This window comes from Klebsiella sp. R390, from assembly GCF_051131745.1.
Taxonomy (GTDB): domain Bacteria; phylum Pseudomonadota; class Gammaproteobacteria; order Enterobacterales; family Enterobacteriaceae; genus Klebsiella.
The window spans coordinates 1,767,162-1,789,106 of record NZ_CP180445.1; the positions used below are offsets into that span (position 1 = coordinate 1,767,162).

General features: G+C 57.8%; 18 protein-coding genes. 14 read left to right on the top strand and 4 right to left on the bottom strand.

Annotation, left to right across the window (positions count from 1 at the left end):
* Nucleotides 1–2 precede the first annotated feature (2 nt).
* Nucleotides 3–2,210, bottom strand: coding sequence for a ferrichrome porin FhuA (fhuA, locus tag ACMYSP_RS08270; protein ID WP_434586310.1), 2,208 nt, complete (start codon nt 2,208–2,210; stop codon nt 3–5).
* A gap of 231 nt (nt 2,211–2,441) precedes the next feature.
* Entirely contained in the window at nt 2,442–4,997 is a 2,556-nt protein-coding gene (gene mrcB, locus ACMYSP_RS08275; protein WP_434586311.1) for a bifunctional glycosyl transferase/transpeptidase, read from the bottom strand.
* Between the two features lie 598 nt (nt 4,998–5,595).
* Here mrcB and gspS point away from each other — a divergent pair.
* Nucleotides 5,596–5,970 carry a type II secretion system pilot lipoprotein GspS gene (gspS, locus tag ACMYSP_RS08280; protein ID WP_434586312.1) on the top strand — a complete coding sequence of 125 codons (375 nt, stop codon included), beginning with the start codon at nt 5,596–5,598 and terminating at the stop codon, nt 5,968–5,970.
* 40 nt (nt 5,971–6,010) lie between these two features.
* Here gspS and gspB read toward each other — a convergent pair whose 3' ends face one another.
* A complete protein-coding gene (gene gspB / locus ACMYSP_RS08285) occupies nt 6,011–6,562 on the bottom strand; it encodes a type II secretion system assembly factor GspB (RefSeq protein ID WP_434586313.1) in 552 nt (183 codons plus the stop codon).
* A 96-nt stretch (nt 6,563–6,658) separates the two neighbouring features.
* On the bottom strand, nt 6,659–9,940 hold the full coding sequence (pulA, locus tag ACMYSP_RS08290; RefSeq protein WP_434586314.1) for a pullulanase-type alpha-1,6-glucosidase: 3,282 nt from the start codon (nt 9,938–9,940) through the stop codon (nt 6,659–6,661).
* A 290-nt stretch (nt 9,941–10,230) separates the two neighbouring features.
* Here pulA and gspC point away from each other — a divergent pair, with 290 nt between their 5' ends.
* The 13 genes from gspC to ACMYSP_RS08355 are packed head-to-tail and all read left to right on the top strand — an operon-like array spanning nt 10,231 to nt 21,904.
* The gene (gspC, locus tag ACMYSP_RS08295) at nt 10,231–11,091 is read left to right on the top strand and encodes a type II secretion system protein GspC (RefSeq protein WP_434586315.1); all 861 of its coding nucleotides are present in this window, start codon (nt 10,231–10,233) and stop codon (nt 11,089–11,091) included.
* 27 nt (nt 11,092–11,118) lie between these two features.
* Nucleotides 11,119–13,074, top strand: coding sequence for a GspD family T2SS secretin variant PulD (pulD, locus tag ACMYSP_RS08300; protein WP_434587048.1), 1,956 nt, complete (start codon nt 11,119–11,121; stop codon nt 13,072–13,074).
* Nucleotides 13,071–14,564 (top strand): type II secretion system ATPase GspE, encoded by a 1,494-nt coding sequence (gene gspE, locus ACMYSP_RS08305; protein ID WP_434586316.1) that lies wholly within the window; start codon nt 13,071–13,073, stop codon nt 14,562–14,564. Before pulD ends, gspE begins: the two co-directional genes overlap by 4 nt.
* 1 nt (nt 14,565) lies before the next feature.
* Nucleotides 14,566–15,780 carry a type II secretion system inner membrane protein GspF gene (gene gspF, locus ACMYSP_RS08310; RefSeq protein WP_434586317.1) on the top strand — a complete coding sequence of 405 codons (1,215 nt, stop codon included), beginning with the start codon at nt 14,566–14,568 and terminating at the stop codon, nt 15,778–15,780.
* 20 nt (nt 15,781–15,800) lie between these two features.
* Nucleotides 15,801–16,223, top strand: coding sequence for a type II secretion system major pseudopilin GspG (gspG, locus tag ACMYSP_RS08315; protein WP_123757434.1), 423 nt, complete (start codon nt 15,801–15,803; stop codon nt 16,221–16,223).
* Nucleotides 16,223–16,741 carry a type II secretion system minor pseudopilin GspH gene (gene gspH, locus ACMYSP_RS08320; protein ID WP_434586318.1) on the top strand — a complete coding sequence of 173 codons (519 nt, stop codon included), beginning with the start codon at nt 16,223–16,225 and terminating at the stop codon, nt 16,739–16,741. The genes gspG and gspH overlap by 1 nt, the downstream gene beginning before the upstream one ends.
* The gene (gene gspI / locus ACMYSP_RS08325) at nt 16,738–17,103 is read left to right on the top strand and encodes a type II secretion system minor pseudopilin GspI (protein WP_434586319.1); all 366 of its coding nucleotides are present in this window, start codon (nt 16,738–16,740) and stop codon (nt 17,101–17,103) included. The genes gspH and gspI overlap by 4 nt, the downstream gene beginning before the upstream one ends.
* Nucleotides 17,100–17,699 (top strand): type II secretion system minor pseudopilin GspJ, encoded by a 600-nt coding sequence (gene gspJ / locus ACMYSP_RS08330; RefSeq protein WP_434586320.1) that lies wholly within the window; start codon nt 17,100–17,102, stop codon nt 17,697–17,699. The genes gspI and gspJ overlap by 4 nt, the downstream gene beginning before the upstream one ends.
* Nucleotides 17,696–18,682: a type II secretion system minor pseudopilin GspK gene (gene gspK / locus ACMYSP_RS08335; protein WP_434586321.1), complete on the top strand. Its 987-nt coding sequence runs from the start codon at nt 17,696–17,698 to the stop codon at nt 18,680–18,682. Before gspJ ends, gspK begins: the two co-directional genes overlap by 4 nt.
* Nucleotides 18,669–19,871: a type II secretion system protein GspL gene (gspL, locus tag ACMYSP_RS08340; protein ID WP_434586322.1), complete on the top strand. Its 1,203-nt coding sequence runs from the start codon at nt 18,669–18,671 to the stop codon at nt 19,869–19,871. The genes gspK and gspL overlap by 14 nt, the downstream gene beginning before the upstream one ends.
* On the top strand, nt 19,864–20,361 hold the full coding sequence (locus ACMYSP_RS08345) for a type II secretion system protein M (protein WP_434586323.1): 498 nt from the start codon (nt 19,864–19,866) through the stop codon (nt 20,359–20,361). The genes gspL and ACMYSP_RS08345 overlap by 8 nt, the downstream gene beginning before the upstream one ends.
* Complete coding sequence (locus tag ACMYSP_RS08350) at nt 20,351–21,091, top strand: type II secretion system protein N (RefSeq protein ID WP_434586324.1); 741 nt, start codon at nt 20,351–20,353, stop codon at nt 21,089–21,091. The genes ACMYSP_RS08345 and ACMYSP_RS08350 overlap by 11 nt, the downstream gene beginning before the upstream one ends.
* 15 nt (nt 21,092–21,106) lie before the next feature.
* Nucleotides 21,107–21,904 carry a prepilin peptidase gene (locus tag ACMYSP_RS08355; protein ID WP_434586325.1) on the top strand — a complete coding sequence of 266 codons (798 nt, stop codon included), beginning with the start codon at nt 21,107–21,109 and terminating at the stop codon, nt 21,902–21,904.
* Nucleotides 21,905–21,945: the final 41 nt, after the last annotated feature.

The window sequence follows — 21,945 nt, forward strand, 5'->3', positions numbered from 1 at the left end:
GATTAGAAACGGAAGGTTCCGGTCGCAATGACCTGACGACCTGCGCCCCAGTAGCATGCATACTCGCTGTAGCAGCTGGAGACGTATTCACGATCGAACAGGTTGTTGACGTTGATCCCAACCGACGAGCCTGGCATGCCAAAGCGCGCTAAATCATATTTCACCGTCGCATCCATCAGGCCGTAAGCGGCCACGTTGAAGGAGTCGTTTTTCTTCCCGGAGTCCGTGTCATTTTTGTAGTAGCTGACCGTGGAGCCAACATAACGCGCCCCGGCACCAATCGTCAGACCGCTTAACGCGGTTTCGTGGAAGGTGTAATCCGCCCACAACGATGCCATGTTGCGCGGGACTTCCGCCGGACGTTTGCCGTTAAATACGGTGTCATGCTGGTACTCAGCATCGGTATAGCTATAGGCCGCGGTCAGGTTGATATTGGCGTTGACCGCCGCTTTCGCTTCCAGCTCAAAGCCGCGTGAACGAATTTCACCGGTTTGAATACTGAACGCGGAATTATTCGGATCCGCCGTCAGGTTTTTATCTTTGGTCAGCTGATAAACCGCTGCGGTAACCACCACAGGCATATCTTTCGGTACGTATTTCACACCCGCTTCATACTGCTCGCCGCGGGACGCATCGAACGGCTTACCATCAAGGGAAGACCCTGACACCGGCTCGAAGGACTGGCTATAGCTGAAGTACGGAGAGATTCCGTTGTCGAACAGATAGTTAATACCTCCACGCCAGGTAAACTGCTGATCGTGGTTTTTGGCCTCATCGCCAGTAGAGCGCGTCAGGGTTGAAGCCATCGCGTAATCGTAACGACCGCCGAGGGTCATCACCCATTTGTCCCACTGCATCTGGTCCTGAGCGTACAGGCCGGTCTGCTCCATGCGGTTCAACACCGCATACGGGAAGTTCACGTTGACGTTAGCATCACCATACTGTGGGTTGCTCATACTGATCGAATCGGCTGAACCGTAGTCCGCATTCACATCGTTACGCATGCGCGAGTAGTCAACACCGGTCAGTAACTGATGGCTGACCGCACCGGTCGCGAAGTCAGACTGCAGCTGAGTGTCGACGGTAAAGGTATTGAGATGCTCATCAGAACGCACGTAGGCACGGTTGATCTGCCCCGGCGCCGAATAGCCATTGCCGTATACGGAACGGTACAGGGTCTTCACGTCGGTATAACGCAGGTTCTGACGTACGGTGAAGGTATCATCAAACTGATGCGAGAAGCTGTAGCCAACCATCTGCTGACGGCGGGACATCTTGTTATCCGGCTCACCTTCGTTGTAATCCGTCGGCAGCTTATGCGCGTTGCCGTTGGCGTCGTAATACGGCACCACGGTCCCTTCACGAGGCAACCAGCCGTAGTAACCCGCATCCGGGTCGTTCTGGAAGTTGCTCAGGAAGGTGAAATCGGTTTTATCATCCGGACGCCAGCTAAAGGACGGCGCGACCGCGTAGCGGGTCGATTTTGCCATCTGCTGCTGCGCATCCTGGCTGCGGCCTAAACCGGTCAGGCGGTAGGACCACACGCCAGCATCATCGATGGCATCGCTGAAGTCAAAGCCGGTCTGCCACAGGTTGTCCGTCCCCATTTTGAACTGCACTTCTTTCAGCGGTTCGGTGGTCGGGCGCTTGCTCACCATGCTGACGATGCCGCCTGGGTTACTGTTGCCATACAGCACAGAGGTTGGCCCACGCATCACTTCCACACGCTCGAGGAAGTAAGGGTCCATCGACGCTTCGGAGTAGTTATTGCCCTGCAGCTTCATGCCATCCAGATACTGGTTGGTGTTAACCGTGGATGAGGAGGTGAAGCCGCGAATGGTTACCACATCATAGGTGGTGGAGCTGCCGCGGGTGGAGAACACGCTCGGCGTATAGGCCAGCGCTTCTTTTACCGTCGTTGGCTGCTTCATATCCATCTCAGCACGGGTCACCACGGAGACAGACTGCGGTGTTTTTTCGATTGGGGTATCGGTTTTGGTGGCAGTAGCTGAACGTTTAGCCGCGATCGTCGGTGCCGGACCCCAGGCACTTTCCTGGTCGGCAGGTGCCGCGATAACAGTGATAGTTTCTTCTTTATTCGGTTCAACCGCCGCCTGTGCGTAGACAGACATGCCGCTAACCGCCGTGGCTACTACGACTGCGATTTTACGCAGCGAGTGATTTGGCTGAGCAGTTTTTGGACGCGCCATTGGTATATCTCTGATGAAAGTGAATGATAACGTAAACGAGAATTATTATTATGACCAATGCAATAATAGGCGAAACGCCGAATGCAAGGCAAGCAATATGGCCGCTCTGAATACCGAAGGATGAAATAATAACCAGGCAGTTATTGTGGGGTTAAGTGACTGTTAACTAATGTGCGGAAATAAAAAAGCCCTCTGATACTTTTGCATCAGAGGGCCTGGTCAGGCGGGAAATCAGTTGCTGTCGAACATGTCCTTAATCCAGCCCGCTACACCATCGCTCTTTTCCTGCTTCGGCGGCTGCTGTTGCTGCTGTTGTGTTGCCGGCTGCTGCTGTTGCTGCTGTCCGGACTGATTAAACGGATTGTTCTGCTGCTGTTGCTCCAGCTGCTGCTGTTGCATCTGCTCGCCCTGGCGGCACAGCGCATCCGGCGTAGTGGTCCAGACCGGAAGCGAACGGACCCCACCGCTGCACAGGAAGTTACCGCTGCTGTCGACACCCATATCAACCACATCTTCCGGCGCCGTCAGCGCCAACGGCGTCGGCGTCTGATTCGCCAGATAGCGCTGGTAAATCGACATTGCACCACTGGCGCCATACAGCTTGGTCGGTTGGTTGTTATCGCGTCCCACCCAGGTAATCGTCACCTGACTTCCGTCGATGCCGGCGAACCAGGTATCGACGTTATTGTTGGTGGTCCCGGTTTTCCCTGCCAGGTGCAGACCAGGATACTTCGCGCCAAGTTGACGACCGGTCCCGCGCTGGACAACCTGCTGCATGGTCCACAGCGTCATGTACGCCGCCTGAGCCGGTACCGCACGTTCTGCCTGCGGATAGCTCTGGTACAGCACGGTGCCATCTTCAGCGATGACCGAACGCAGCGCCGACAGCGTCGCGCGGTTACCGCCGCTGGCGATCGTCTGGAACGCCTGGGCGACTTCGATCGGCGTCAGGTTCAGCGCCCCCAGAATCATCGCCGGTACCGGATTAAGCTGCTCTTTCGGTACCCCCAGTTTGACCCAGGTATCAGTGATGGCCGGTAAGCCCAGCGCCATCCCCAGATTCACGGTCGGGACGTTCATCGAACGCGTCAGCGCGTCAACCAGCATCACCTGACCGCTAAAGCGACGGTCATCGTTCTGCGGAGACCAGGTCTGGCCGTTTGGCAGACGAATGGTAATCGGCGCATCGGCAATCGAGGTGTTCAGACGATACTGATTCGGCTGGCTTAATGCCGTCAGATAGGTCGCCGGTTTCGCCAGAGAACCGATCGAACGACGCGCCTGCATCGCACGGTTATAGCCGGCAAACTGCGGCTCCGCACCACCAACCATCGCCCGGACTTCACCGGTATAGCGGTCAACCACCACCATCGCGGTTTCCAGATCCGGCAGCTTACGCTGCTTTTTCAAGGCCGGAATACCGTCGATCGCCGCTTTTTCTGCCGCATCCTGCGCCACCGAGTCAAAGGTGGTAAAGATCTTCACGCCGGAGAGATCTTTCACTTTATCGCCCAGTTTAGCCTGCAGCTCCTGACGCACCATCTGCATAAAGGCCGGCTGCGGAGAGATCACCCCACCACGCGGCTGCACGCCCAACGGACGAGCGCTCAGCATGTCGTACAGTTCCTGGTCGATAACATTCTGCTGCTGCAGTAAACGCAGAACCAGATTGCGTCGTTCCAGCGCCAGCTTCGGGTTACGCCACGGGTTGTAAATCGACGCCCCTTTCACCATCCCTACCAGCAGCGCCTGCTGATCGAGGCTCAGCTCTTCGACCGGACGACCAAAGTAGTAAAGGCTCGCCAGCGGGAAACCGCGGATTTCATTGTCGCCGCTCTGACCGAGGTAGACCTCGTTCATATACAGTTCAAGGATGCGGTCTTTGCTATAACGGGCATCGACGATCAGCGCCATATAGGCTTCGTTCGCCTTACGCCAGTAAGAACGTTCGCTGGAGAGGAACAAGTTTTTGACCAGCTGCTGGGTCAGGGTACTTGCCCCTTGCACCGTCCGTCCTGCGGTCAGGTTCGCCAGCACCGCACGACCAATCGAGTAGAGGCTAATCCCGTCATGCTCGTAGAAATGACGGTCTTCGGTCGCCAGCAGCGTATCCACCAGCAGGTCCGGGAAGCCGCTGCGCTTCACGAACAGGCGCTGCTCCCCGTTAGCCGACTGCAGCATGGTGATCAGACGCGGATCGAGACGGAAGAAGCCGAACTGGCGGTTGTTCTCCATATTCTCGATTTTTTCCAGCCGATCGCCATCAAAGGTCAGACGCGCGCGTACCTGCCCTTCTTTGCTGTCAGGGAAATCAAACGGACGGCGGATCATCTCAATGCTGTTGGCCTGCACGGTATATTCACCCGGGCGGGTCATGGCACTGACCTGACGATACTGCGTTGCATTCAGCAGACGCACCATCTCGTTTTTGCTGACCTGCATATCCGGTTCAAGGTTAACCATCCGGCCATATACCGCTGCCGGAAGTTCCCAGACTTTACCGTCGATGCGGCTACGGATTTTCTGATCAAGATAGACGCCATAAGCCGCAACCAGCACCGCCATGACGATACCCAGCTTGAACAACAGCCATAGCCAGGTATGTTTACGGCGAGGCTTGTTACCTTTGCCCTTTGCTTTCTTTGGCATTGGCTCTTCGTCCTCATAATCATCATCGTAATCGTCGTCATAGTCCTCATCCCGGACCCGACGACGAGTCACTTTTTGTTTTGCCGGACGCGAGGCTTTTCCCTTACGTCCGATAGGCTCGCGGTCATCTCCCGCCATGCTTACTCTCCGCAACTTTCAGGCGTAAAAGCCTGATTCTCAATGCTTCCTCTTGAGAGAGGAAGAAGATATCTCTCAAATTCACGCCTGGGGATCTTACCCCTGCAGGCGACCCGCTCAGTATCACTGACGCGTCTCGCGGCGTGGTCATGATGTCAGCTTAAGCCTTAACTTCATTATTCATGAAATAAATCATCATGTTACGCACAACGCCTGACGAAAATTTAGGGCCATAGCACGAATAGTCCAGGCCACACAGGATAGCACTAAACCGGGGCCGGCTTAACCAGCATTTTACGCCCCCATGGCATGACAAAATCGAAAATATTATGTTTTTTAATAACATAAAAATATTACAGACAGTACATCATCGCGGCATACCGTCCGGGAGCTGCCGATCGCTAAAAATGGCGTTGTCGCTAAATATTATATTCAGATTGTAGCCGGTAATATTCGACAAGAAGTAAAGCGAAACTTTAAGCCATCCGGGGATAAAAATGAGAGCGCCTTAACAAATATATATAATAATATTTCATGATGACAGCCTGGAAATATTTGTTAAACTGTCAGCCAGTTAACCCGACCTGTTTAATATATTATGCGAACTTCCGTTATATTTCCGCTTCTGATGATTAGCGCCCTGGCAGGTTGCCAGCAAAACCGTTCGTCTACGCTCAGTCCCACCGTCAGCAATGAAGCCCAGCTGGAGCAGCTCTCCTCGGTGGCAGCTGGTGCGCGCTATCTGAAAAACAAATGCAGCCGGAGCGATCTCCCGACAGATGAAACTATCGATCGTGCAGCGTGGAATGTCGGTAAAAAAAGGGGATGGGATAATATTGATTACGCCACGCTGAGTCAGCGCAGCACGCAAATGTACCAACAACTCCAGCAGGACAGTACGCCGGAAACCACAAAATGCAGCCAGTTTAATCGTCAGCTCGCGCCATTTATTGCCAGCCTACGTCAGCAATAAAAAGCCGAAATAAGTAAATTGTTTTTTATTTCACGCCGATTTATTCCCCTTGCGGGCTATCTTCAATAATGCCTCCCGGCCAGTCGTCCAGCGCCGCCAGCGTGAACGTTTTGCCGTTAAAACTAAACAGCGTGACATCCTGCTGAATCTGCTCAATCACCAGATTTGGCAGCGGCGACTCTCCCTCTTTCCAGGATTGACCATTTAACACGATACTGCGCTTCTCCGCTGATGAGGCGTAGACATGTGCGCTGTAGCGTAATGCCGGCAAATTATCATCATCGACGATACGCTCCGCCTGCGGTTTCATTTTCTCAGGTGACGACGCCGGTTCCGGCTGGCGCGCTTTTGGCGCAGGATGTGTCATCGGTACCAACGCTGCATGCGCCACCGGCACCATCAATGCTGGCGCCACGGAAGTATTGCGCCACTGTTCGCCCGCAAACCAGCCGAGGGCAATCAGCAGCGCCGCATAAAACGGCACGGTCAGGTACGGCACCTGCACCATACGCCCGATCACCAGCGGCGGCTCTTCCTCCACGGGTGCCAGTAACGCAGGCAAGCGGCAGGTTTTCTCATCAGGTACGATCACAGGCACTCCTTATCGCTGATAACGATAGCCCGGCAACGTTCGCCGGGCTATCTGGCGCAGTTTGCAAAGCGTTGCAACCCGCCCTGGGTTACTGTGTTACTTACTGCTCACCGGCAGGCCGGTCCCCTGGGCATCGCCCTGCGGTTTTTCCAGAACCACCACAGACCAGGCTGGCAACGTAATCGCGCCATTGGCCGCAATCTCCACGCCGTTTGCCAGCGACGCGTCACCGGCCGTCTGTTGGATCGGGCTCAGCTGCAGATTCTCCCCCGTAAAATCATCGACAGTCCGGCTTTCAGGTGCGGCGTTAATCGCCACCACCAGGCCATCAACCCGACTATCAAGGCTCGTTCCCGCCTGCACGCCATCGTCGATTGTCATGATCAGCAGACCCGCCAGCTGTTCAGGCCCGGTGTTGCGGAAGTCAACGCGCTTCATGACCGCGCTTCCGTCACCTAAGGTAAACAGCGGGGAGGATTTACGCAGTTGAGTCAGTTCCTGATAGAAAGCGGTCATCTGCTGCAGTTCCGCCTCGCCCGGCGTAGTGACCATCTCTTTCACGCGGGAGATCAGATCGTAGTTATCGCCATCGTCGCTACGGCGCGGCATCCCGACATTAAAGTTATTGTCCTGCATCGCATAATCCACGCGGTTAAACCAATCGCCGGAATCATAGGAATCGCGGGTGAAGGATTTCGAGCGCAGCAGTTCCGAACCCTGCTGATCGAAAGCAATCCCCTGACCCAACATCACCGTCGCCAGCGATACCGCCTGCATCCGCACCCGGGTATTCAGGTCAGCCTGCTGCGCGGCTTTGTAGGTGATCATATCCCACAGGGTTTGGTTATCGTGCTTGGAGACATAGTTAACGACTTCCGTTGGGTCAGCCGCATAGCCGCCAGGCGCGCCGTTGTAGTCAATCTCGCTGCCTTTTTTCACCGCACCGTCTTTATCAATCAGAATAAAGTCGGCGAGGTTGCCGGCCATGCCGAGACGGGTCAGATCGGCCAGGTGGCGCGCATCGTCTTCACTCTGCTGGGTCAGCTCGTTAGGCAGAATCCCGGCGCCGCTGCCGACGCCCTGGTTCTGGCGCAGCGCATCACCTGAGTCAAACGGACCACCGCCGCGCACTGCGTCACGCAGACGATCGGAGAAGGTGCCGATGCCGGTGCCTTTCAGGTTGATTTGCGAGGCAATATCAAAGCGGTCGCCCTGGCTTGAATCCCAACCTTCACCGAAGAAGTAGATGTCCGGATTTAACGCTTTCACCCGATCCCACGCCGACAGAATCTGCGCTTTCGGGTGGTAACCCATTAAATCGAAACGGAAGGCATCGATCTTATAGTCGGTGGTCCATACCGCCAGAGAGTCAGCGATCAGCTTGGCAAACATGCGGTGCTCCGGCGCAGAATCCGAGCAGCAGGTCGCCGACTCAACGCTACCGGTGGTCTCGTTCAGACGCTGATAGTACCAGGGGACGATTTTATCCAGTACCGATGTGCGGTCAGTTGGTCCCGCGGCATTGGTATGGTTATACACGACGTCCATGATGACGTTCATCCCCAGATCCTGCTTGATCGCCTGAATCATGGTGCGGAACTCTTTAATGCGCGTCGTCCCTTCCGGGTTGGTCGCATACGAACCTTCCGGCACCGTATAGTGGAACGGATCGTAACCCCAGTTATAGGAGTCCGTCTGCGCCACCAGCGTGTTCAGGGCCTGCACCTGCGGATTGTCCTGGCTATCGTTCTGCTTCAGTTGGTTGAGCACCTCTTCAACGGTAGAGCCGCTTGAGCAATAACCGGCAAATTCGCTGCTCTTCACCGCGCTGTTAATCTCGCACAGATGGCTGAACGGTTGCTGAATATCGGCGACTTTATCGCTGAACTCGTTAACCGTCGCCAGATCGAAGACCGGCAGCAGTTCCACGTGGGTGACACCTGCGCTGGAGAGCTTTTTCAGATGCTGCACCATATTGCTGTCCTGCGCGGTGAGCGCGAGATACTTACCACGCAGCTCGGCCGGCACGGTCTGATCCCAGGCAGACAGATCGCGAATATGCGATTCATGAATCGTCATTTTGGCGAGATCGGCCTTGGTTTTCTGGGCATGAGGCATGGTCAGACTATCCCAGCCTTCCGGCTTGAGATCGCTGTCGTTAAGGTCAACGACCTGGCTGTATTCTGAGTTAGTCGACAGGCTATGGGAGTACGGGTCGGTGACTTCATACTGCTCAACCTGCCGCGACTGCGGATGGTAGACCGTTAGCGCATAGCGGTAGAACGCCCCTTTCAGGTCGCTGCCGCCCTGCCACGCCCAGGAACCGGAGGCGCTGTCGCGGCTCATCGGATGGCTGGCCAGTACTTTTTTATCGGCACTGTAGATAACCAGATCGACCTGCTGGGCGGTTGGCGCCCACAGGCGGAAATTGACTCCGCCATTCTCAATCTGCGCACCGTAACTCAGCGCTTCAGCCGCCGACGCATAGGTATCATCCAGCACGCCAGCCGTTTGTACCTGAGTGGCGGAGATCAGTACCCCGTCTTCCTCCGCAGCAATCGCCACGGTTTCGCCTTGTAGCAGCTCGTCGGTTTTGGCGTCATCCGGCAGTTTAAACGCCGCATAGCTGGAAAGCTGCGGGAAGCGCATACTGACCTGCTGGCTGATGGTGGTTGGCGTCAGCTTCAGGTAGCTGTCGGTAAATTTCCCTTCGCTATTGGCCGCCACCTTACTGCTGTGGCTGTAGTACAAACGCACGATGGGCTTATCTTCACCCGCCGGCCACAGCAACGTCGTTTTATCGACCCAATGGGCCTCAGCAAGCGCCACCCCGAAGGCCGCGCGGAACGCCTCGGCACGGGAGTCATAGAGCGTGCCGCTGCCGGCAATGACCGATACGGTACGATCGGTAAAGTCACCAAACGAGACCTTCAGATCGCTGTCGATCAGTTTGTTAGTGCCATCCCGGACGATGACGTTGATGCAACCACTCTCTTTATTCAGCGGAATAACCCAGTACGGGCCGTATTTATCGCTACCGGCCGGCGTGGTGCTGACATCATTCCAGTCAGCGACGGGTGAGCTTAGTGCATCGCAGGTTTCATTATTCCAGAGATAAAGGTTCTTACTGCTGTAATCCACCGTGCCCGTTCCGGTGATACCCGCGATATCGACCAGGTGGATGACGGCCTGGTTCGCCGTCGCCGTGGCGGCTTCGCCAGGCACCGCCACATCGGGTAAACGGACAACGACATCCTGATTATCAGGATTGCCAGGGTTATCAGGTGAGCCAGAGGAAGAAGATGAAGAACTATTATCGCAGCCGCTAAGTAAAATCAACGAGCCAAGGAATAGGGCATTACAGGTATATCTGAGCATTCGATAGTCCCTAATATGCTTAATAATTTATGAAAGGTAAGAAAAGATGTTTATCTGTGAAGCGTCGCAATTAGATATTTTTGTTTTCTCCGGTTCAATCATCCATTACCAATTAATGGGGGGGCGTAGGCGGCCGGGGGAGTAAAAACAAAAAGGGAATGACGACCCGGATCGTGAAACTCATTATGATTCGCGACGACCCGTTCGGTTTCTCGAAATACCAGCTCGCAATATAAAAAAATCACCCACCAATACAGGTAGGGAGACCGTACTGCCTCGAGGGAAATAAAATGAGCGACAAAATAAAAAGATATATTTCTGTGATGCGGTTAACAATAATAAATAAAAAAAATATTCCTCAAGCCTCGTCAATAGTCATGCTCATCATTTTATTATTGACCGCCCAACAACTGGCTAAATTAAGCTGGTGGGCGATCGTCCCGGCGACCGCTCCAGATATTGAGATTAACGATACCCCCGTACCTTCCGCTATTCTCCCGGCAACCACTACGGAATTACCGCGCCTGACGCTGTTTGGCCGCGCAGAGCAAAAAGCGCCGTCATCTGCCCATGGTGGCAGCCTTGAACAGGCCCCGCTCTCTGCGCTTAAGCTGCGGATAACCGGCCTGCTCACCAGCAGCGATGCATCGCGATCGATTGCGATCATCGCAAAAGGGAATCAACAGGTTAGCCTGATGACCGGCGACAGCACACCGGGTAATGAAGCCCGTATTATCGCGATTCTGGCCGACCGCATTATTGTGAACTACCGCGGGCGCAATGAAGCTATTTTGCTGAATGACGACGCGCCGGAAAAAGCGGCGACGTCCTCCGTACCTCCGCAGACACCACGTCTTAGCCAGATTCGCCAGCAGCCACAGAATATACTTAATTACCTCAACATTTCCGCAGTCATGGTCAATGAACAACTCAGCGGATATCGGCTCAACCCCGGTAAAGACCCCACGCTTTTCCGTGAGTCAGGTTTGCATGAAAACGATCTGGCGGTGGCCTTAAACGGTCTCGATCTCCGTGATAAACAACAGGCTCAGCAGGCATTAAAACAGCTTCCGGAGCTTAACGAAATAACGCTTACCGTCGAACGCGAAGGCCAGCGACACGATATCTATTTAGCTTTGAGGGATGAATAATTGGCAAATGCAACGATTTTCCGCCTGATGCTCATCACCCTGATGATATTCAGTTCGCTGTTATTCAGACCTGCCGGGGCTGAAGAATTCTCCGCCAGTTTTAAAGGAACGGATATTCAGGAATTTATTAATACGGTGAGTAAAAATCTGAATAAAACGGTGATCATTGACCCCAGCGTACGCGGGACAATTACCGTCCGCAGCTACGATATGCTCAATGAAGAGCAATATTATCAGTTTTTCCTTAGCGTACTGGATGTCTATGGTTTCGCCGTCATCAATATGAATAACGGCGTGCTGAAAGTGGTCCGCTCAAAAGATGCCAAAACCGCGGCAGTTCCGGTAGCCAGCGATGCCGCTCCAGGTGAAGGGGATGAGGTCGTGACCCGGGTCGTGCCGTTGACCAACGTCGCCGCCCGCGATCTGGCGCCACTATTGCGCCAGCTCAACGATAACGCTGGTGCCGGTAGCGTGGTCCACTACGAACCGTCTAACGTCCTGCTGATGACCGGACGGGCCGCGGTGATCAAGCGCCTGTTAACCATCGTAGAACGCGTTGATAATGCAGGCGATCGCAGTGTGGTAACGGTTCCGCTGTCATGGGCCTCGGCGGCCGACGTGGTCAAACTGGTCAACGAGCTGAACAAAGACACCAGCAAATCTGCCCTTCCCGGCTCGATGGTGGCAAACGTGGTGGCCGACGAACGGACCAACGCCGTGCTGGTCAGCGGCGAGCCGAACTCTCGTCAGCGCATTATCACCATGATTAAGCAGCTCGACCGCCAGCAGGCGGTGCAGGGAAACACCAAAGTTATCTATCTGAAGTACGCCAAAGCGGCCGATCTGGTGGAGGTGTTAACCGGGATCAGCAGCACGATGCAAAGCGAAAAACAGAGCGCCAAACCGGTGGCTGCGCTCGATAAAAATATCATTATCAAGGCCCATAGCCAGACCAACGCCCTGATTGTCACCGCCGCACCTGACGTCATGAATGACCTTGAACGGGTCATCGCCCAGTTGGATATTCGCCGCCCGCAGGTGCTGGTTGAGGCAATTATTGCCGAAGTTCAGGACGCCGACGGCCTCAATCTGGGTGTCCAGTGGGCCAATAAAAATGCCGGCATGACCCAGTTCACTAACAGCGGCCTGCCCATCTCGACGGTGGTCGCCGGGGCCAACCAATACAACCAGGACGGCACCCTCACCAGCTCGCTGTCCAGTGCCTTAAGCTCGTTTAACGGCATCGCTGCCGGATTCTATCAGGGAAACTGGGCCATGCTGCTGACCGCGCTCTCCAGCAGCACCAAAAACGATATCCTCGCCACCCCCAGCATCGTCACCCTCGACAACATGGAAGCAACCTTTAACGTCGGCCAGGAAGTGCCGGTACTCAGTGGTTCGCAAACCACCTCCGGGGATAACATCTTCAACACCGTGGAACGTAAAACCGTCGGCATCAAGCTGAAGGTCAAACCGCAGATCAACGAAGGTGACTCGGTGCTGCTGGAAATCGAACAAGAAGTTTCCAGCGTCGCCGACTCCGCCTCCAGCACCAGCTCGGATTTGGGGGCGACCTTCAATACCCGCACGGTCAACAATGCGGTGCTGGTGGGCAGCGGCGAAACCGTCGTCGTCGGCGGACTGCTGGATAAAAGCGTCACCGACACGGCCGATAAGGTGCCTCTGCTCGGCGATATTCCGGTGATTGGTGCCCTGTTCCGCTCCAGCAACAAAAAAGTCTCCAAACGTAATCTGATGTTGTTTATCCGCCCGACGATCATTCGCGATCGGGATAGCTACCGTCGGGCCTCGTCCGGCCAGTACGAGGCCTTTAACGAAGCCCAGACTAAACAACGTGGCAAAGAGAACAACGAGGCGCTGCTGAACGAAGAGAAGCTACAGATTTATCCCCGGCAGGACACAGTGGCATTTCGCCAGATCAGCGCCGCCATCGATGCCTTCAACCTTGGAGGCACCCCATGATGCCGGTGACCGAACCTCGCCCGTTGCTGCCTTTTGCCTATGCCCGCACCCACAATATCGTGCTGCTTAACGATGGCATCTCGTGCCTGGTCCACTGCCTGAGCAGCACGTCCGCGCAGGCATTGCAGGAGGCCCGGCGGGTGGCCGACGGCCCGATTGCCGTCGAGCACCTCACCAGCGAAGCGTTTGAAAAACTGCTGGTGCTCAGCTACCAGCGTGACTCGGCGGAAGCCCGACGTATGATGGCCGATATCGGCAATGAGCTGGATCTCTACACCCTGGCAGAAGAACTACCGGACACCGATGACCTGCTGGACAGCGACGACGACGCGCCAATCATCCGCCTGATTAACGCTATGCTGACCGAGGCCATCAAAGAAAAAGCCTCAGATATTCATATCGAAACCTACGAACGCCACCTGCAAATTCGCTTTCGCGTAGATGGCGTGCTGCGTGAGATCCTGCGCCCACAGCGTCGCCTCGCCGCGCTGCTGATCTCACGTATAAAAGTCATGGCCAGCCTCGATATCGCGGAAAAACGCATCCCCCAGGATGGACGGATGGCGCTGCGCATCGGCGGACGGGCGATCGATGTTCGCGTCTCAACGCTGCCCTCCAGCTACGGCGAGCGCGTGGTATTGCGTCTGCTGGACAAAAACAGCGTCAACCTCGATCTGCTGACCCTCGGGATGCCGCCGGCGCTGCTACAGCAGGTCGACGATCTGATGGCCCGTCCGCACGGCATTATTCTGGTCACCGGCCCGACCGGCTCAGGCAAGAGCACCACCCTGTACGCCGCCCTCAGCCGGCTTGACGCCCGTGAGCGCAATATTATGACCATTGAAGACCCGGTCGAATATGAACTGGAAGGCATTGGCCAGACTCAGGTGAATGCCAAAGTGGAGATGACCTTCGCCCGCGGTCTGCGGGCGATCCTACGTCAGGATCCTGACGTGGTGCTGGTCGGTGAAATCCGCGATGGCGAGACGGCACAAATTGCCGTCCAGGCCTCGCTGACCGGGCATCTGGTCCTTTCCACCCTCCATACCAACAGCGCGCTGGGAGCCATTTCACGTCTGCAGGATATGGGGGTTGAGCCGTTTTTACTCTCCACCTCACTGTTGGCGGTGATGTCGCAACGGCTGGTGCGCCGACTCTGCCCGCACTGTCGCCAGCCGCAGCCGGCCGATGCTCATACCGCCAGCCAGATGGCGATCCCCTCGGGAACCCCGTTGTGGCGGGCGGTGGGCTGCGCGGAATGCAGTTTCACCGGCTATCGCGGTCGTACGGGGATCCATGAACTGCTGCGGGTTGATGACCGCGTACGCAGGGCAATCCATCGGGGAGAAAACGAAGTCACGCTGATTCAGCAACTGGGTGAAGACTACACCACGCTACGGGATGCCGGGCGCGCGAAGGCGCTGGCCGGTATCACCAGTTGGGAAGAGGTGCTCAGGGTGACCGAACAACGAACAACGGAAGCAGACTAAGATGGCTATTTTCCGCTATCAGGCGCTCGATGCGCGGGGCAAAACCCAGCGCGGCGTGCAGCAGGCCGATTCTGCCCGTCACGCCCGTCAGCTCCTGCGCGATAAAGGCTGGTTGCCCCTGGAGATCCACGCCGTCGACCGCGCCTCGCCAGGCGCCGCCCGCCCGCTATTCACCCGCCGCACCAGCGCCAGCGATCTGGCCTTGCTGACTCGTCAGCTGGCCACTCTGGTGGCAGCAGCTATCCCGTTAGAGAAAGCGCTGGATGCCGTGGCCCAGCAGTGTGAAAAAGCGCACCTCAAAACCCTGATAGCAGGCGTACGCAGCAAGGTCCTGGAAGGCCATTCGCTGGCCGATGCCATGCGCGGCTATCCGGGATGTTTTGATCGGCTGTACTGCGCCATGGTGGCCGCAGGCGAAACCTCCGGCCATCTCGACGGCGTGCTTAACCGTCTGGCGGACTATACCGAACAGCGCCAGCAGCTACGCGCCCGCCTGCTGCAGGCGATGATCTACCCCATTGTTCTGACCCTGGTCGCCGTCAGCGTCATCGCCATTTTACTCTCCACGGTCGTGCCCAAAGTCGTCGACCAGTTTATCCATCTGAAGCAGGCGCTGCCGTTTTCCACCCGACTACTCATGGCTCTCAGCGATATCGTCCGCACCGCTGGCCCCTGGCTGCTGCTGATCCTTCTCGCCGGCGGTGTGCTGCTGCACTACCTCTTGCGCCAGCCAGCGCGTCGCCTGCTGTGGCACAAACAGCTGCTGCGCCTGCCGCTGATTGGCCGGGTGGCGCGCAGCATCAACAGCGCCCGCTACGCCCGGACCTTAAGCATTCTGAATGCCAGCGCCGTTCCGTTGTTGCTGGCAATGCGCATCAGTGCGGAAGTGCTGAGCAACGCCTGGGCGCGCCGCCAGCTGGAGGCCGCCACGGAATCAGTCCGTGAAGGCATCAGCCTGCACCGCGCACTCGAAATGACCGCCCTCTTCCCGCCCATGATGCGTTACATGGTCGCCAGCGGCGAACAGAGCGGAGAACTCGACGGCATGCTGGCGCGTGCCGCCGACAATCAGGACCGTGAGCTGAGCGCACAGATACAGATGGCGCTCAGCCTGTTTGAACCTTTGCTGGTGGTGGTAATGGCCGGAATGGTGTTGTTCATCGTTCTGGCAATCCTGCAACCGATCCTTCAGCTCAACACCCTTATGAGTATGTAATTGTCTTAATGGAGAAAAATATGCAACGGCAGCGCGGCTTCACGTTACTCGAAATCATGGTGGTGATTGTCATCCTCGGCATTCTTGCCAGCCTGGTGGTGCCCAACTTAATGGGCAACAAAGAAAAAGCGGATCGCCAGAAGGTGGTCAGCGACCTGGTGGCGCTGGAGGGCGCGCTGGATATGTACAAGCTGGATAACAGCCGCTACCCCAACAGTGAACAAGGGCTGCAGGCGCTGGTCAGCCGCCCCACCGCCGAGCCGCAGGCGCGCAACTATCCGGAGGGGGGATACATCCGCCGTCTGCCTCAGGACCCGTGGGGCAACGACTATCAGTTGCTCAGTCCGGGCCAGCACGGTCAGATCGATGTGTTTAGCGTCGGTCCTGATGGCGTGCCGGATACCAATGACGATATCGGCAACTGGACTATCGGGAAAAAATAGTGCGACAGCGCGGCTTCACGTTACTGGAAATGATGCTCATTTTGCTATTGATGGGCATCAGCGCGAGCATGGTGCTGCTGGCCTTTCCGACGGCACGCGACGATGACGCCACGCAGACCCTTGAGCGCTTCCAGACTCAGCTGCAAGTTATCCGCGAGCGCGGGCTACAGACCGGGCAGTTCTTTGGCATCTCGGTTCACCCCGACCGCTGGCAATTTATGTTGCTGCAACCGCAGGATGACCGTCAGCCGGATAACATCTCGGACGACAACTGGTCCGGTTATCACTGGCAGCCGCTGCCATCCGACCGCGTCGCGACCGCCGGTCAGGTCCCGTCGGGAAAACTCACCCTGATCTTCCCGCATGATGCCCAATGGACCCCGGGGGAACAGCCCGATGTCCTGCTGTTTCCCGGCGGTGAAGTGACGCCGTTCCAGCTCCAGCTCGACGGGACGAAGGGGATCGCCGTCGATGCCCGCGGCGCCATCCAACCGGCACAACAGGACGACACACCATGAAATCACAATCCGGGATGACGCTCCTCGAAGTCATGGTAGCGCTGGTGGTCTTCGCTCTGGCCGGGCTGTCCGTGATGCAGGCAACGCTCCAGCAGACCCGCCATCTGGGACGAATGGAGGAGAAAACCCTCGCCAGCTGGCTCGCGGATAACCAGTTGGTACAGCTGAAACTGGAAAACCACTGGCCGGCGCTGAGTGACTCAGAAACCACGGTCCAGGCGGCGGGAAGCCGCTGGCATATCCGCTGGAAAGGGGTGGAAACGGAGCTCCCACAGCTGCGGGCGCTGGATGTGGAAGTCCGTCACGATAAGCGTGACAAGACGCCGGTAGCCTCCCTGCGCACCTACGTGACTCAGCCATGATCAGACACAAGATGCACGGCTTCACCCTCGTGGAAATGCTGCTGGCGCTGGCGATTCTGGCGGCGCTGAGCGTGGCGGCAATGGCGGTGCTGCAAAACGTTATCCGCGCGGATACCCTGACTCGCGACAGGACACAGCAGATGCAGGCGCTACAGCACACCTTCAGCCAGATGTCCTCCGACATCAACCAGATCATTGCGCGTCGAAGCCGCGAGAGCAGCAGCCTCTTTTTTGCCGGACGTTACCAGCTTAACAGTGAGGACTGGGCGCTAAGCTTCAGCCGCAACGGCTGGCCGAACCCGCTGGGAATGCTACCGCGATCGGAGATCCAGAACGTCAGCTATCGCCTGCGTCAACAGCGCCTTGAACGCCTGAGTTATGACCAACAGGATCCGCTTACCGGTGCGCAGCCGACGGTAGAGGTGGTGCAAGAGGGCGTCCAGGCCTTCCGCCTGCGCTTTTACGCCAGCGGCCGCTGGCAAGAACGCTGGGACAACACCCAAAGCCTGCCCCAGGGACTCGAAGTGACCCTGACGCTGGACGGCTATGGCGACATCACTCGTCTGTTTCTAATAACCCCAGGATCCAGCCAATGAATCACCGTCAGCGCGGAGTCGCGCTCCTGATGGTACTGCTGATTCTGGCCCTGATGATGGTGCTGGCGAGCGCCATCACCGAGCGAACGGCGCGGCTCTATCAGCAGACCGCCACCACCCTCGATAACCTGCAGGCGAAATGGTACGCGCTTGGTGCAGAAACCATGGCTGCCGCCCTGCTGCAACGCGATGCACTGGACTCCCCTAATCAAACGCATCTCGGGCAAAACTGGGCCCAGGAAGGGCGGCGTTTCACGGTCGATGGCGGCGAGATCGGCGCCACGATCCGCGATGGTCAGGCCTGCTTCAACCTGAACGCAATCAACCAGAAGAGCGCTGAGGAGAACGAAGAGACCCCCTGGCCGGCAGCGACCTTTATCCGCCTGCTGGAGAACCTCGGGGAAGAGCCGCTGCGCGCGCGCCAGCTCACCGCCGCGCTTGGTGACTGGATTGACAGCGATCGTGAGCCACGGCTTAACGGCGGCGAAGATGAGGTCTATATGGCGGGAACACCGGGATATCTTGCCGCCAACCAGAAGATGCAGGACGTCAGTGAACTGCGGCTGCTTAACGGAATGGACGCGGCGCTGTATCAACGCCTGCTGCCCTACGTGTGCGCCCTGCCGGACGACACGCTGCAGATCAACGTCAATACCCTCAGGCTCGGGCAGGCGCGGCTGCTGATGGCGCTGTTTCCCAGCGGTGTGAATCTTCAGCAGGCGCAGCAACTGCTGCGGGATCGCCCACAGAGCGGCTGGAACAGCGTCGCCGCCTTCCTGGCTCTGCCGGCCTTACAACAAAGCGATACCGCCGCCGCCCGCCCCTGGCTGGCGGTTCGCAGCGAGCGCTTTGTCGCCGCCTTTACCGTGGCGATGGGTAGCACCCAGTATCAACAACGTAGCGTCCTGCAAAAAGAAGGCCGCACGTTCCGCATTATCCAGCGGCAATATGGACGCTATAGGATGGCCGATGAATCACGATAAAACAGCGCACCGCGCGATGCTCATTGTACGCCTTGCCGCGCCCGAAGCGCCCATCGCCTGGCGACTGATCTGCCCGGACGACCCGCGGCAGGAGCGCGCTGGCGAATGGTCCGCCTCCGGCGATGACGCCACGCTCCCAGGTCTGGCGGAACGCGTCCCCGCCTGGGTACTGATACCGGCCAGCGACTGCGCCTTTCATGACGTCACGCTTCCGGCTGGGCTACGCAAACCGCCGCTGCAGGTGTTGCCGTTTTTGCTGGAAGAGCAGCTGGCCACCGACGTTGAAGAGACCCACTTCGCCCTGATCCATCGCCAGCGAGAGCACTGTTCGGTGGTGGCGATTGCGCGGCAGAAAATGGCCGACTGGCTGGCCCGCTGCGACAATCTGGGGCTAACGCTGCTGGCACTAACGCCGGATGTATTAACCCTGCCTTGCCACCCCGATCGCTGGAGCGCGGTCCGGACCGACGGCCAATGGCTGATTCGCCAGAATGCCAGCCGCGGCATGGCGGCGGAAGATAGCTGGCTTGCGGCACTGCTTGCCTGCTGGGAAACCCTGCCGCCAATCGACTGCTACTCTCCGCCCCCCACGACCGCCGCCCCCTGGCAGGTGCTCGCGCCGCAGGATGTGCTTGCGCTGGCAGCGGCGAACCCGACGGCCCTCAGCATATGCGTGCGTCAGGGCAGTTTTGCCCCACAGCGTCGCTGGCAGCCTGCCGCTCAACGCTGGCGTCCGTCCCTGTTCGCCGCCGTGGCGCTGGCGCTGCTGTGGAGTACCAACGCGGTGATCGATCATCTGTCCCTGAGCCGTCAGGCGGGTGCCGCCCGGGAGGCCAGCCTGGCATTCTATCGCCACTGGTTCAATCACGATAAAAACGTCATCAACCCGCGGCTGCAGATGCAGCAGCACCTGCGCCAGCTGGAAAGCACCACCACGACATCACCACTGATTGACCATATCCGCACCCTGCAAAATGTTGTTTCTGACACGCCGGGGATCCAGCTGCGAACGCTGAGCTGGGACGCCGCCCGCAACATACTGCAGCTCGATATCTCCGCGGTCTCTACGCGGGCGCTGGAGCAGTTCACCACCCGTGCACAGGCGGGATTTCGCGTACGCACGGGAGAAATGAAACCCCGCCCAGATGGCATTGACGGGCGCCTGACGCTGGAGGGCCACGATGGCTGATGTTCGAGTGTTATGGCAACAGCGTACCCGCCGGGAACAGAGGTTGCTGGTCGGCATGGGCTTGCTGTTGCTTGTGGGAATGATCTGGTCTGCCATCTGGCAGCCCTGGCTCAACCGGGAAGCGCAATGGCAACAAACGCTCGCCAAAGAGCAGGCCAGCCTGCGCTGGATGCAGCAGCAAACACCGCGACTCCAGCAGCTCGCCCGCCAACAACCCGCCGTTCCGGCCACAGCAACCCGGGAAGCGCTTTCCGCCGTCGTCATGCGGGAGGCCACCCGCCAGGCGCTGACCATCGTCCGGCTACAGCCACAGGGCGCAAGGGTCAACGTGACGCTCCAGCCCTGTACCTTTCAGGCGCTAATGACCTGGCTGGACCTCCTCGCCAGGCAGGGAATACTCGCCCCGACGCTGGCGGTCAGCGCCGACCCTACCCGGCCCGGCTGGGTGACGGTCAATACCCTGATACTGGAGCGTCAGCATGAGCAATAAAATCATGCCCGGCGTGCTGTTTGCGGGGATCTATCTGCTCTGGCTGCTGGTGAGCGCGCCAGCCCGTTTGTTGACTCTCGTGTTGCCAGCGGACGTCAACGTCAGCGGGCTTTCCGGAACCTTGTGGCAAGGTGAAGCCCGGCAGTTGAGCTGGCGCGGCATGCGCTTCAATCATCTCCGTTGGGCGCTGACCTTCTCTTCCGGCCTGCCAGGCTGGCGGATCACGTTTCACGATCCCGACGGTTTACGCGGTCAGCTCTCGCTGTACGCCTTGTCGGCGCTCAGCGTGCAAAACGGTTCCCTTACGATGCCGGCCAGACTCGCCAGCGGCTGGCTGACGCCGACGCTGCCGGTGGAGGCCAGCGGCTTGCTCACCCTGAACCTATCGGAAGGCCGCTTTAACCGCGCAGGCTGTCAGCAGGTCTCCGGAGGCCGTGCGCAGTGGCAGCAAGCGCAATTACGCTCCCCGGCGGGTTCACTGGAGCTGGTCAAGGTGAGCGGCACATTTCGCTGCACGCCCGCCGGCGCGCTGGCGCTGACCCTCAGCCAGGATTCGCATCAGCTCAGTCTCAGCGGGCAAGGTACCCTGAGCCCCGACGGACGCTACGCCTTTCACGGCCAGCTTCAGACCCGCCAGTCAACCCCAGCACTGCTCGCCCTGCTGATGAGCCAAAATCAGCGCAAAGATGAGCAGGGACGTATTCCCTGGCAGCTGCAGGGAAAATGGTAACCTCCAGGAGATATCATGACGCTATTTAATGCATTTTCGCTGCAGTTTCCCCTGGTTTGGGGCGGATTTTTGTTTCTTTTCGGCCTGACGTTTGGCAGTTTTTTTAACGTCGTCATTCACCGTTTACCGCTGATGATGCAGCAAGAAGATAACCCGCAATTCAACCTGTGCGTGCCCGCCTCCTTCTGCCCGCAGTGCCAACGTCCTCTTCTCTGGCGGGATAACATTCCCCTGCTGAGCTATCTCTCATTGAAGGGGCATTCGCGCTGCTGCCAGCTGCCAATTTCTCGCCGTTATCCGCTGACGGAGCTGGCCAGCGGGCTGATCTTTGTGCTGGCGGGCAGTCTGCTGACGCCGGGATTACCGCTACTGGGAGGTCTGATCCTGCTGTCCACGCTGCTGGTGCTGGCGATTATCGACGGGAAGACGCAGCTTCTGCCGGATCGCCTGACCCTGCCGCTACTGTGGGCCGGCCTGCTCTTTAATCTTGACGGGACCTTTGTCCCGCTCGTGGATGCGGTGATCGGCGCCATGGCGGGATATTTATCGTTGTGGGCGCTGTACTGGCTGTTTCGCCTGCTGACCGGCAAGGAGGCACTGGGCTACGGGGATTTTAAGCTGTTGGCCGCGCTCGGCGCGTGGTCAGGCTGGGAGCTTCTGCCGCAGACGCTGCTGTGTGCGTCTGCCAGCGGGCTGATCTGGACCTTACTGCAACGCCGCATCACGCTTCAGTCACTGGATCAGCCACTGGCTTTCGGTCCCTGGCTGGCACTGGCCGGCAGCGGGCTGTTCCTGTGGAACCAGACGCTGTAACCGTTACGGCAATCACAGGGAATGCTCCCGGCCGGCGCGAT

Coding starts and splice junctions, on each gene's coding strand:
- pulA (WP_434586314.1), bottom strand. CDS start 9,940: ATGCTCAGATATACCTGTAATGCCCTATTCCTTGGCTCGTTGATTTTA.
- gspC (WP_434586315.1), top strand. CDS start 10,231: ATGAGCGACAAAATAAAAAGATATATTTCTGTGATGCGGTTAACAATA.
- gspI (WP_434586319.1), top strand. CDS start 16,738: ATGAAATCACAATCCGGGATGACGCTCCTCGAAGTCATGGTAGCGCTG.
- gspS (WP_434586312.1), top strand. CDS start 5,596: ATGCGAACTTCCGTTATATTTCCGCTTCTGATGATTAGCGCCCTGGCA.
- gspF (WP_434586317.1), top strand. CDS start 14,566: ATGGCTATTTTCCGCTATCAGGCGCTCGATGCGCGGGGCAAAACCCAG.
- gspK (WP_434586321.1), top strand. CDS start 17,696: ATGAATCACCGTCAGCGCGGAGTCGCGCTCCTGATGGTACTGCTGATT.
- gspL (WP_434586322.1), top strand. CDS start 18,669: ATGAATCACGATAAAACAGCGCACCGCGCGATGCTCATTGTACGCCTT.
- gspG (WP_123757434.1), top strand. CDS start 15,801: ATGCAACGGCAGCGCGGCTTCACGTTACTCGAAATCATGGTGGTGATT.
- mrcB (WP_434586311.1), bottom strand. CDS start 4,997: ATGGCGGGAGATGACCGCGAGCCTATCGGACGTAAGGGAAAAGCCTCG.
- fhuA (WP_434586310.1), bottom strand. CDS start 2,210: ATGGCGCGTCCAAAAACTGCTCAGCCAAATCACTCGCTGCGTAAAATC.
- ACMYSP_RS08355 (WP_434586325.1), top strand. CDS start 21,107: ATGACGCTATTTAATGCATTTTCGCTGCAGTTTCCCCTGGTTTGGGGC.
- pulD (WP_434587048.1), top strand. CDS start 11,119: ATGCTCATCACCCTGATGATATTCAGTTCGCTGTTATTCAGACCTGCC.
- gspJ (WP_434586320.1), top strand. CDS start 17,100: ATGATCAGACACAAGATGCACGGCTTCACCCTCGTGGAAATGCTGCTG.
- ACMYSP_RS08350 (WP_434586324.1), top strand. CDS start 20,351: ATGAGCAATAAAATCATGCCCGGCGTGCTGTTTGCGGGGATCTATCTG.
- ACMYSP_RS08345 (WP_434586323.1), top strand. CDS start 19,864: ATGGCTGATGTTCGAGTGTTATGGCAACAGCGTACCCGCCGGGAACAG.
- gspE (WP_434586316.1), top strand. CDS start 13,071: ATGATGCCGGTGACCGAACCTCGCCCGTTGCTGCCTTTTGCCTATGCC.